An 11,138-nucleotide genomic window follows, 5' to 3' on the forward strand; every position below is an offset into this window, starting at 1 on the left:
ACGGAGGCGGATATCGGGATGGAAAGGCGCATCAGTTTCCCCTCTGCGCCATCGCATCGACAGCCCTAACCAGCATGTCGAGATCCTGCGGTCGCGACAGGCGATGGTCGCCGTCGGGGATCAGTGACAGTGTCACGTCGTCGGCGGGCAGCAGGCTGACCAGCTTCAGCGCATGGCTTGCCGGCACATCTGCATCGGCCAGGCCCTGCAGGATGTGCACCGGGCAATGGGTGTCGATCGGGCCTGTCATTGTCAGGTTGTCGCGCCCGTCCTCGATCAGCGCGCGGGTGTAGATGTAGGGTTCCGTGGAATAGTCCGACGGCTCTTCGAAGAACCCTTTTTTGGCGAGATCGCGCTTCTGCGCCTTGGTCAGCACCGGTTCGACCAGTTCGGCGGTGAAATCCGGGGCCGGCGCCAGCAGCACCAGGCCGGCGACGTTGCTATCGCCTGCCTTGCGCAATTCCTGCACCATGCGCAGCGCGATCCAGGCGCCCATCGAGGAGCCGACCAGGATCTGGCTGCCCCGGGTGAAATGCCGGAACACGGCAAGGCTTTGTGCAAGCCATGTCGAAATCGTGCCGTCGGCGAAGGCGCCGCCGGATTCGCCATGGCCGGAATAATCGTGGCGCAGGAAGGCTCGGCCCTCGCTTGCCGCCCAGTCCGACAGCGTCTGAGCTTTCGTGCCCAGCATGTCCGACTTGTAGCCGCCGAGCCAGACGATGCCTGGCGCAGAGCCAGCAGTATGGCGCACCGCGATGCGCGATCCATCTACATCCAGAAAGATTGGGGGCGTGGCAGTCATGGCTTTTCCTCAACGCCGGTCTTGTGACACGGACGGTGGCGTGGCGAAAAGTGCTCACGATGTTGTTTGTTTGGTGCAGAGCAGCGATCAGGGTGATTTTCTGTCAATGCTGTGCTATTGACTCCGCCCGCGCGCTCACCACATTGGCGCGTCCATGCATCAACACTGACAGACCCTGAACGAAACGGCCAAGGAGACCACGACCATTCGCAGACCTTTCAAAGCAGCGGCGCCGACCAAGGATGGCCCGCGCTCCAACCGTGACATCCGGGTTCCCCGGGTCCAGCTTATCGACGCCGAAGGCCAGAACCGCGGCGATGTTTCCATCAACGACGCATTGCTGCTCGCCGAAGAGGCTGGGCTCGATCTCGTCGAGATATCGCCCAATGCGGTGCCCCCCGTCGTCAAGATACTCGATCTCGGCAAACTGAAATACGCCAACCAGAAGAAGGCGGCCGAGGCGCGCAAGAACCAGAAGGTCATCGAGATCAAGGAGATCAAGATGCGCCCGAACATCGACAGCCATGACTACGAGACCAAGATGAAGGCGGTTCGCCGCTTCTTCGAGGAAGGCGACAAGGTCAAGCTGACGCTGCGCTTCCGTGGCCGCGAGATGGCGCATATGGAACTCGGCATGCAGCTTCTGAACAAGGTCCGCGAGGAAGTGGCGACGATCGCCAAGGTCGAGGCGGAACCGAAGCTCGAAGGCCGCCAGATGATGATGGTGCTGTCGCCGCGCTAGAGCGATCCCCGTCAAAAGCAAAGGCCGCTTCGGCGGCCTTTTGTTTGTTTTGTCTTCGCCATGATTTCTCCGCAAGTTGCATCGACAAGGATTCTGGTTGCCGGTCCTCGCGGCAAAAGGATTCTGCCATGACCGCTGCGGCACGTTCTACGAGTGAAATGGGTCGCTATCAGCGGCGCCGGCGCGTCCTGCTGGCGCTGCTAATCGGTGCTTTTTGCGCTTTGCTGATCTTCGGCGGCTCCCCGCACGATGAACTAACCCACGAACGCATAGAGGCGCACGGGATCGCCCTGATACTGATCGGGATCGGCGGCCGGCTCTGGTCGATCCTCTATATCGGCGGCCGCAAGTCGGCCGAAGTGGTTGCAACCGGCCCATATTCGGTGATGCGCAACCCGCTGTATTTTTTCTCCACCGTAGCAGCCGTCGGCATCGGCACCCAGACCGGCAGCGCGATCGTCGCGGTAGCGTCGGCGGTTTTGTGCGCGGCCGCGTTCCACATCGTCACGCTGCGCGAGGAACGGCATTTGACGACCGTGCTCGGGGCGCCGTACAAGGACTACGTCGCACGGGTGCCGCGCTTTTTTCCCAATCCCCGACTTTATCGCGATCAGGCCGAGGTCACCTTCACACCGCGCATCTTCAATCACACGCTGCGCGACAGCTTGATGTTTCTGGTTTCCATACCGTTTTTCGAACTCATCGAGTCCGGACAGGAAAGCGGTGTAATTCCCGTCCTCTTCTGGCTGTATTGAGCGGCGGTAGGCAGTCAAAAAAGGCGACGTGCATTAAATCCGCCTGAATTATCCTGCAAGTCATCCCAACGATCGGCGAGGCCCTGTTTTCTTGGCCAGAAGCTGCGATCGCCGGCAAATTTTTCGACGATCGGATTCCGCCATGGTCAATGAAATCAAGTCTGCGCCCGTCGAGGCACACGGGCTGGGCGGCTATCAGCATATGCGCCGCATGGTGCTTGCGGTGCTGGTGGTGGTGCTGTTTCTGGCACTGCTGTTCGGCCAATCAAGTTTTCCGCCTGAAACCTGGGTGCATGAGTCGATCGAAATGTTCGGCGTGCTGCTGATTTTCCTCGGCATCGTCGGGCGCCTTTGGGCGACGCTCTACATAGGCGGGCGCAAATCTTCCGAGGTGGTGACCGGTGGGCCCTACTCGATAACCCGCAACCCGCTCTATGTGTTCTCGACCGTAGCCGCGGCCGGCGTCGGTGCGCAGATCGGCTCGTTCTCCGGCATCATTCTCTTTGCGCTGCTGTGCGCGGGTGCCTTCCACATCGTCATCCTGCGCGAAGAGAAGTTCCTCAAGGAAGCGCTCGGCGCGCCGTACCAGGCCTATCTGGAGAAGGTGCCGCGCTTCTTCCCGAAGCTGTCGCTCTACCAGGAGGGCGATACGGGCAGCTTCAAGCCCCGCCTGCTGCTGACCACGCTGCTCGACGGCCTGGTGTTTCTCATCGCCCTGCCGGCCTTCGAATTGATAGACGGAGCCCAGCTGTCAGGCATGTTGCCGGTCTGGTTCACGCTGCCCTGACCAAGGACACAGCGCCGCATCTCCACAGGTGTTGCGCGCGGGCCGTCTTTAACGTATAGGACCGCCGTTCAAGAAAACCGCCCGGCAGGGCATGCCGTGGCGGTTTCATTTGCTTTTCGGGCTTTGGTCGGCCCGAAGCGAACAAGAAGCGCGATAGTGCGCCAACAATACGGAGTAGCAAAATGCCCAAGATGAAGACCAAATCGGCCGCCAAGAAGCGGTTCAAGATCACAGGTACGGGTAAAGTCCTGTCGGCTGCTGCCGGCAAGCGTCACGGCATGATCAAGCGTTCCAACAAGTTCATTCGAAATGCCCGCGGCACGATGGTTCTGGCTGAACCGGATGGCAAGAAGGTCATCAAGAATTTTCTGCCGAACGGCCTCTAAGGCGTGATGCCAAAAAGTTGCAGACTTTTTGGATAACATCCCGCTCAAATAAGGCATTCGGTCTGGACACGCATTTGTTTTACGCAATTCCGAACGGAAAACCGCAAGGCACTTTTCCTGGAATTGCTTTTAAGGAGATCATGACATGGCACGCGTAAAAAGAGGCGTCACCTCGCACGCCAAGCACAAGAAGGTCCTGAAAGCCGCGAAAGGCTTCTACGGCCGCCGCAAGAACACCATCCGCATCGCCAAGCAGGCGGTGGAAAAGTCGCTGCAGTACGCTTACCGCGACCGCAAGAACCGCAAGCGCTCGTTCCGCGCGCTGTGGATCCAGCGCATCAACGCCGCGACGCACGAGCATGGCCTGACCTATGGCCGTTTCATCGACGGCCTCAACAAGTCGGGCATCGAGATCGATCGCAAGATCCTGTCGGACATGGCCATCCATGAGCCGCAGGCTTTCGCAGCCCTGGTCGCCAAGGCCAAGGTGGCGCTCGAATATCTGAAGAACACCACGCCGAACGCTTTTGAAAGCGCTGTCGCCTAAGACCAGCGCTTCCCAAGCATTCGCAATTCTGATTTGGGGAACCCGCGCTGGCACGGCTGGCGCGGGTTTTTCTTTTGCCTGAACTTCAACTTAAAAGTGACTTTCACTTAGAGCTGATTTCCAACGTAGCGAGTTTTGACCGTGAACGACGCAACCACTGGCCTGGATACGCTTGAAAACTCACTTCTGGCCGAAATCGCCTCGGCCGCCGATGAGCCGGCCATCGAGGCCGTGCGCATCGCTGCTTTCGGCAAGAAGGGCGCCGTGTCCGAGATGCTGAAGACCCTTGGCGCCATGACCGCCGAGGAGCGTCAGGTCAAAGGCCCCGCAATCAACGGACTCAAGAACCGCGTCACAGATGCGCTGACGGCGCGCAAGGCCGAGTTGAAAGATGTGGCGATCACCGTGCGCCTCGCCGCCGAAAAGGTCGATGTGACGCTGCCGGTGCGGCAGTCGCCGGCTGAGCGCGGCCGTATACACCCGATCAGCCAGGTCATCGACGAGATTGCGGCGATCTTCGGCGACCTCGGATTTTCCATCGCCGAAGGTCCCGATATCGAGACCGATTACTACAATTTCACCGCGCTGAATTTCCCAGAAGGCCATCCGGCGCGCGAGATGCACGACACCTTCTTCTTCCAGCCGGACGAGAAGGGCGAGCGCAAGCTTCTGCGCACCCACACTTCGCCGGTGCAGATCCGCACCATGGAGACGAAGAAGCCGCCGATCCGCATCGTCATTCCGGGCAAGACCTACCGGCAGGATTCGGATGCCACCCACTCGCCGATGTTCCATCAGGTCGAGGGGCTGGTGATCGACAAGACGGCCAACGTCGCCAACATGAAGTGGGTGCTGGAGGAGTTCTGCAAGGCCTTCTTCGAGGTGCCGCAGGTCAAGATGCGCTTCCGGCCGTCCTTCTTCCCGTTCACCGAACCGAGCCTCGAGGTCGATATCCAGTGTGACCGCTCCAGGCCCGGCGAAGTGCGCTTCGGCGAAGGCTCCGACTGGATGGAGATCCTCGGCTGCGGCATGGTGCACCCCAACGTGCTGCGCCATGGCGGGCTCGATCCGGACGAATATCAGGGCTTTGCCTGGGGGATGGGCATAGACCGTATCGCCATGCTGAAATACGGCATGCCGGACCTGCGCGCCTTCTTCGATGCCGACGTGCGCTGGCTGTCGCATTACGGGTTCAGGCCGCTCGACATGCCGACGCTGTTCGGAGGCCTGAGCGCATGACAGCGCCCTATGCCGGCGGCTGCCGCTGCGGCGCCGTGCGGTTCGAGGCATCAGTCGAACCGCATCACGTCAGCTATTGCCATTGCGGCGATTGCCGGCGGGCCAGCGGCGCGCCGATGTCGGCCTTTGTCGGCTTCCTGGTCGATCAGGTCGCGTTCACCGGCAAGGCGCTGAAGATGTATGAGAACGGCCCGGTGACGCGCTCCTTCTGCGGCACCTGCGGCTCACCCATCGCCTATGTCGACGAGCGGCTGGAGGACGACATCTACTTCATGCTCGGCGCCATGGATGCGCCGGCCGATTTTGAGCCGACGCAGCATGCCTATGTCAGCGAACAGCTTGCCTTCCTGCATATATCCGACGACCTGCCGAGACATCTGAAAACAAGCGTCAAAAGACCAGACGGAACAGTCCCATGAAATTCACCCTCTCCTGGCTCAAGGACCACCTAGAGACCGACGCCACGCTTGACGAGATCGTCGAGCGGCTGACCTCGATCGGCCTCGAAGTCGAGCATGTCGACGACAAGTCGAGCCTGAAACCCTTCGTCATAGCCAGGGTGTTGACGGCGGTGCAGCACCCCGATGCCGACCGGCTGCGCGTGCTGACCGTCGATACGGGCAACGGCAAGCCACCCGTGCAGGTCGTCTGCGGCGCGCCCAATGCGCGGGCCGGCCTGATCGGCGCCTTTGCCGCGCCCGGCACCTATGTGCCCGGCATCGACGTGACGCTGACGGTCGGCAAGATCAGGGGGGTCGAAAGCCATGGCATGATGTGTTCCGAGCGCGAGCTGGAACTGTCCGACGAGCACAACGGCATCATCGACCTGCCTGAGGATGCGCCTGTCGGCACCAGCTTCGCTGCCTATGCGCACATCGACGATCCGGTCATCGAGATCAATTTGACGCCGAACCGGCCGGATGCGACCAGCGTCTACGGCATCGCCAGGGATCTGGCGGCGAGCGGGCTTGGCCGCCTCGTCGGCGGCGCCATCATGCCGCATGTCGGCAACGGCATGTGTCCGGTCAAGGTAACGATCGAAGCGCCGGAGCTCTGTCCCGGCTTCGCGCTCAGGCTGGTCAAGGGCGTCAAGAATGGGCCGTCGCCAAAATGGCTGCAGCAGCGGCTGATCGCCATCGGGCTGAGGCCGATCAGCGCGCTGGTCGACATCACCAATTACGTCACCTTCGACCGCGGCCGCCCGCTGCATGTGTTCGACGCCAGCAAGGTTGCCGGCAATCTCGTCGTGCGCCGCGCGCGCGATGGTGAAAAGGTGCAGGCGCTCGATGGCCGCGAATACACGCTGACGCCGGAAATGTGCGTCATCGCGGATGACAACGGCGTCGAGTCCATCGCCGGCATCATGGGCGGCGAGCATTCGGGCTGCGACGAGAACACATCAGATGTGCTGATCGAATCCGCCCTTTGGGATCCGATCACCACGGCGCGCACCGGCCGCACGCTCGGCATCATCACCGACGCGCGTTACCGTTTCGAGCGCGGGGTGGACCCCGAATTCATGGTTCCCGGCGTCGAGCTGGCAACGAAACTGGTGCTCGATTTCTGCGGCGGCACGCCGACCGAAATGGAAGTCGTCGGTTATGCCGGCCACAAGTCGAAGATCGTTTCCTTCCCGCTTTCGGAAGTGAAGAGGCTGACCGGCATCGAGGTTCCCAAGGCGGAAAGCCTCGACATCCTGTCGCGCCTCGGCTTCAAGCCGGAGGGATCGGGCGATGTGGTCAATGTCGCCGTGCCGTCCTGGCGCCCCGACGTCGACGGCAAGGCAGACCTGGTCGAGGAAGTCATGCGCATCCATGGTGTCGACAACATCGCACCGCAGCCGCTCGGTGCGCATGACGCGGTCAATGCAAGGATCCTCACCACGCTGCAGGTCCGTACCCGCACCGCCAAGCGCGCGCTTGCCGTGCGCGGCATGATGGAAGCCGTCACCTGGTCGTTCATTCCGGCCAAGCACGCCGAGCTGTTCGGCGGCGGCCAGACCGCGCTGAAGCTCGCCAACCCGATCGCCGCCGACATGTCCGACATGCGGCCGTCGCTGCTGCCGGGCCTGATTGCTGCTGCCCAGCGCAATGCCGACAAGGGCATCGGCGACGTGGCGCTGTTCGAAGTCTCGGGCACCTATGAGGGCGACGGCGCCGACCAGCAGCGGCGCGTGGCCGCCGGCGTGCGCCGCGGCACCGCCAAGCTCGACGGCTCAGGCCGCAACTGGGCCGGCAATTCGGGTGCGGTCGGCGTGTTCGACGCCAAGGCCGACGCGATCGCCGCACTGGAAGCCTGCGGTGCGCCTGTCGACCGGCTGCAGATCGAGGCCGGCGGCCCGGCCTGGTATCATCCCGGCCGTTCCGGCACGATCAAGCTCGGTCCGAAAACCGTGCTCGGCACCTTCGGCGAATTCCACCCGAAGACGCTGGAAGGCCTCGATGTTTCCGGCCCGCTGTGCGGCTTCGAAGTGTTTGTCGATGCCGTGCCCGAGCCGAAGGCCAAGCCGACGAAAACCAAGCCGAAACTGGAACTGTCCCCCTTCCAGGCGGTCAAGCGCGACTTCGCTTTCGTCGTCGACAAAACGGTCGAGGCCGGCACGCTGGTGCGCGCGGCGCTCGCCGCCGACAAGAAGCTCATCACCGCCGTCTCGGTCTTCGACATCTTCGAAGGCGCTTCGCTGGGCGAGGGCAAGAAATCGATCGCCATCGAAGTGTCGATCCAGCCGGTTGAAAAGACACTGACCGACGAGGATTTCGAGGCACTGGCCAAGCGTATCGTCGAGAATGTCGGCAAGCAGGCCGGTGGCGTTCTGAGGACGTAGCGCCCAAGGCGACTGAACTGTTAGCGATGGGGCTGCTCATCCGTCTACGGGACGGATAAGCAGCCGTTGCCGCAATGGTCAGAACCCGCCGCCGACCCTCAGGCCAAAGGCATGGCTGTAGCTGTCTTGAAAGCCGATTGTGCCGCGATAATCGAGCCCGATGGATAACCCTTGGTGCAGCAGCAGATCGGCGCCCAGGCCGATCATCACCTGGTCACTCGCCAAAGGCTGCGTCTGGAAGCCATAGACAAGGCCATCCGGACTATCCGCGTAGCGGATATCGACGTCGCTCGAGCCGGAGAATTCGTGAGTGTATTCAAACCGGAAGCGTGGTGTGAAGACGCCGAGGGCCACCGGCATGTCATAGCCGCCGGCAAGGCCAAGCGTGCCGCCGAGGCTGTCGACGCTCTGCTTGCCGAAGCTCAGCGAATAGATGCCTGCTCCGGTTTCGGTAAACGCGTCGAGGCTCGAAGAGGATGCCGTCAACCTGGCGAACGGAGTGAGTCGCAGCCCGCCGACGCTATGATCGAAACCGGCAGTCAGCGAGCCGAAAATCTGGTCGCCGTCACGCTGACCGTCGGCAAAGCCGCCAACACTTGTCACGAAGCGCTTCGAATCGAAGCTGAACGAACCGTAGCCGGCCAGGGCATCGAGAAACAGGTTTTCGGCCGGGCGATAGCTTGCATAGAGCGTCGCGCTGTAGGCCTCGCCGGAACTCTCGGTGCCATTGCCGCCAATGTCGCTGTCGTCGCTGGAGTAGCCGACGGCCAGACCGGCGACGAAACGGTCGTTGAAACGGTAGTCGATGCCGGTGGTCATGTTGATCGAAACGGAGTCCCGCTCCGCGCTATCATCAGGCGAACTATGGCCGAGATCGATGTGGCCGCCGGCCCACAAGCCGAAGCCCAGCTTTGCCGCTTCGCCCCCACAATCGGATCCGTCTGGAAAGTCGACGCTGGCGGCATTGCCATCGGCGCCTTGGCCAGACAGTTCGAGCCCATTCGCAAAGGCCTTGCGGCACGCCTCGCTTCGCAAAGCGCCCATGCGATGGTTGATATTGTCTGTCTGCCCGGCGGCGAATTGCTGCACCGCTTGCGCCTGGGCATTGAGCAGCCCGGCGACCTCCGGATCGTCGGAGGGGTCCGGCCGCGTGGTGACGGTGATGGTCACCGTGGCCGGATCGGAAACGCCGCCGGGGCCGGTCAGTGTGTACGTTACGATGACGGTGCCTGAAAACACCGGCGAGGACGCGAAGGTCAGTAGGTAGTTGGGCGCGCCGGACAGCGTCGCCGTGCCGCCCTCGGCGGGGGCGCTGGACATGATCGCCGCGGCGCTGAATGGTTCGCCGGTAGCACCCGGCGTCAACGGCAGCGAAGCTGACATGCCGGCAACGATCGTCATGGTCAGTGACGGCGCCGTCGGTCGGGGCGCCGCAGCGATGTCCAGCGTATACTCGCGCCTTGCCCTGTTCTCGGAGGTGTCGAACACATCGACGGCAAAGGCAAATGATCCGCTCTCGGTCGGCGTGCCGCCGAGTGTGCCATCGGTTGCGAGCGAAACGCCTTCGGGCAGATTTCCGATGATCCGCTGAAACGTGTAAGGCGCGCCCACACCGCCGGTTGCGGTCAGCATCTGGCTATAGGGCTGCCCAACCTGGCCATTGGGCAAAGCTGCCGGTGAAATTACGATGGGCGGGCCAGTGGTGATCGCAAGCGTGTAGTCGCGTTCGCCGTTGTTGCCGACATGGTCCGTCGCCCGAATCCTGAAACTGTAGACGCCGGGGACCGCTATGACCGGCCCGGAGAGGACGCCGGCACTGCTGAAGGCGACGGGCATGGAGCCCGAAACGATCGAGAACGTAAAGGGGCCGCCAGCACCACCCGAAGCCGTCAGCGCCTGGCTATAGGGCTGGCCAATCTGCGCGCCGGGCAAGGCAGCTGGTGAAATGACGACCGGGTTGTCCGCGATCACGATGGTGTAGTCGTGTTCGCCGCTGTTGCCGACATGGTCTGTCGCCCGGACCCTGAAACTGTAGACGCCGGGGGCGGCTATCACTGGCCCTGAGAGGACGCCGGCACTGCTGAAGGCGACGGGCATGGAGCCCGAAACGATCGAGAACGTGTAGGGACCGCCAGCGCCACCCGAAGCCGTCAGCGCCTGGTTATACGGCTGGCCAATCTGCCCGCCGGGCAACGCAGCAGGCGAAATCAAGACCGGGTTGTCCGCGATCACAATCGTGTAGTCGCGTGTGCCGGTGTTGCCGACCTGATCTGTCGCCAGGACTCTGAAATTATAGGTGCCGGGGGCGGCTATCACTGCCCCGGAGAGGACGCCGCCGCTGCTGAAGGAGACCGGCGTGACCCCCGAAGTGAGCGCGAACGTGTATGGCCCGCCAGCTCCGCCTGAAGCCATCAGCGTCCGATCATAGTGCTCACCAACTCTCCCATCCGGCAGCGTGGCCGGGGAAATCACGATCGGCTCCGCCGCAGCACTTGCATTGAGCGAGGCTGCGATCAGAACGCAGAAGGTCGCGGCAATCCAGAACCACTTCGCAGTCAATTTTGCCCTGTCGATCGGTCCTCTCGACGATGCTGCTGGCCAAACCGACGATATCTGCATGCCCAGGCTACCCCAGCCGGTGTGGAAAATTCCAATAGCAATCGTCCATGCCGGCAGATGGGCAGACGCGCATAGTCGTCAGATGACGAGGGTGGGGCTGTTTTAGGGCCAGGCCGAGCATCATGGTCCGGTCACGTTGCAATCTGGCCACATCTTTGGTGGCGCTATGGGCGAAGCATTGCGGATACTTGCCGAATCGCTCTCCAAAGGGCGATGGATCCTCTCTCCTATTCGGGCCTTCCTCTTGAAGAGCAGCGCGCGGCATTTCTCGCCATCGTGCTTGCCGACCCGCTGTTACGCGACGCGCTGGCGCGGGCTCGCACGCTCGACCTGCCGGACTGGCTGGTGGTTTCCGGCGCGCTCTACAACAGTGTTTGGAACCATCTGACCGGCAAGCCTTCGGGGTATGGCATCAGGGATGTCGACCTGTTCTACTT

Annotated in this window: 11 protein-coding genes; 9 read left to right on the top strand and 2 right to left on the bottom strand. The window is 62.2% G+C overall.

The genetic code is table 11. The features are described 5' to 3' along the window. Positions 1-31: 31 nt before the first annotated feature. Positions 32-802 carry an alpha/beta hydrolase gene (locus tag EN893_RS01760; protein WP_127266802.1) on the bottom strand — a complete coding sequence of 257 codons (771 nt, stop codon included), beginning with the start codon at positions 800-802 and terminating at the stop codon, positions 32-34. 205 nt (positions 803-1,007) lie between these two features. On the opposite strand from EN893_RS01760, the gene infC reads away from it, so the two are divergent. From infC to pheT, 8 genes are all read left to right on the top strand, one after another. Continuing rightward, positions 1,008-1,544 (top strand): translation initiation factor IF-3, encoded by a 537-nt coding sequence (infC, locus tag EN893_RS01765; RefSeq protein ID WP_013528312.1) that lies wholly within the window; start codon positions 1,008-1,010, stop codon positions 1,542-1,544. Between the two features lie 128 nt (positions 1,545-1,672). Next, positions 1,673-2,299, top strand: a complete 627-nt coding sequence (locus EN893_RS01770; protein ID WP_127266803.1) for an isoprenylcysteine carboxylmethyltransferase family protein — start codon at positions 1,673-1,675, stop codon at positions 2,297-2,299. A gap of 142 nt (positions 2,300-2,441) precedes the next feature. After that, a complete protein-coding gene (locus EN893_RS01775; RefSeq protein WP_127266804.1) occupies positions 2,442-3,086 on the top strand; it encodes an isoprenylcysteine carboxylmethyltransferase family protein in 645 nt (214 codons plus the stop codon). A 182-nt stretch (positions 3,087-3,268) separates the two neighbouring features. After that, positions 3,269-3,472, top strand: coding sequence for a 50S ribosomal protein L35 (rpmI, locus tag EN893_RS01780; protein ID WP_006201248.1), 204 nt, complete (start codon positions 3,269-3,271; stop codon positions 3,470-3,472). Positions 3,473-3,617: 145 nt separating this feature from the next. After that, positions 3,618-4,019, top strand: coding sequence for a 50S ribosomal protein L20 (rplT, locus tag EN893_RS01785; RefSeq protein WP_013528310.1), 402 nt, complete (start codon positions 3,618-3,620; stop codon positions 4,017-4,019). Between the two features lie 141 nt (positions 4,020-4,160). Continuing rightward, positions 4,161-5,258: a phenylalanine--tRNA ligase subunit alpha gene (gene pheS / locus EN893_RS01790; protein ID WP_127266805.1), complete on the top strand. Its 1,098-nt coding sequence runs from the start codon at positions 4,161-4,163 to the stop codon at positions 5,256-5,258. Then, positions 5,255-5,677 (top strand): GFA family protein, encoded by a 423-nt coding sequence (locus EN893_RS01795; RefSeq protein ID WP_127266806.1) that lies wholly within the window; start codon positions 5,255-5,257, stop codon positions 5,675-5,677. The genes pheS and EN893_RS01795 overlap by 4 nt, the downstream gene beginning before the upstream one ends. After that, positions 5,674-8,082 carry a phenylalanine--tRNA ligase subunit beta gene (gene pheT / locus EN893_RS01800; protein WP_127266807.1) on the top strand — a complete coding sequence of 803 codons (2,409 nt, stop codon included), beginning with the start codon at positions 5,674-5,676 and terminating at the stop codon, positions 8,080-8,082. The genes EN893_RS01795 and pheT overlap by 4 nt, the downstream gene beginning before the upstream one ends. 78 nt (positions 8,083-8,160) lie before the next feature. Here the strand turns inward: pheT and EN893_RS01805 are convergent, their stop codons facing one another. After that, positions 8,161-10,641 carry an autotransporter domain-containing protein gene (locus tag EN893_RS01805; protein WP_164748778.1) on the bottom strand — a complete coding sequence of 827 codons (2,481 nt, stop codon included), beginning with the start codon at positions 10,639-10,641 and terminating at the stop codon, positions 8,161-8,163. A 273-nt stretch (positions 10,642-10,914) separates the two neighbouring features. Between EN893_RS01805 and EN893_RS01810 the strand changes: the two genes are divergently transcribed. Then, positions 10,915-11,138, top strand: a 224-nt coding sequence (locus EN893_RS01810; RefSeq protein ID WP_206640081.1) for a nucleotidyltransferase family protein, incomplete at its 3' end; no start/stop codon positions are given.

This window comes from Mesorhizobium sp. M7A.F.Ca.CA.004.04.2.1, assembly GCF_004022825.1.
Lineage (GTDB): Bacteria > Pseudomonadota > Alphaproteobacteria > Rhizobiales > Rhizobiaceae > Mesorhizobium.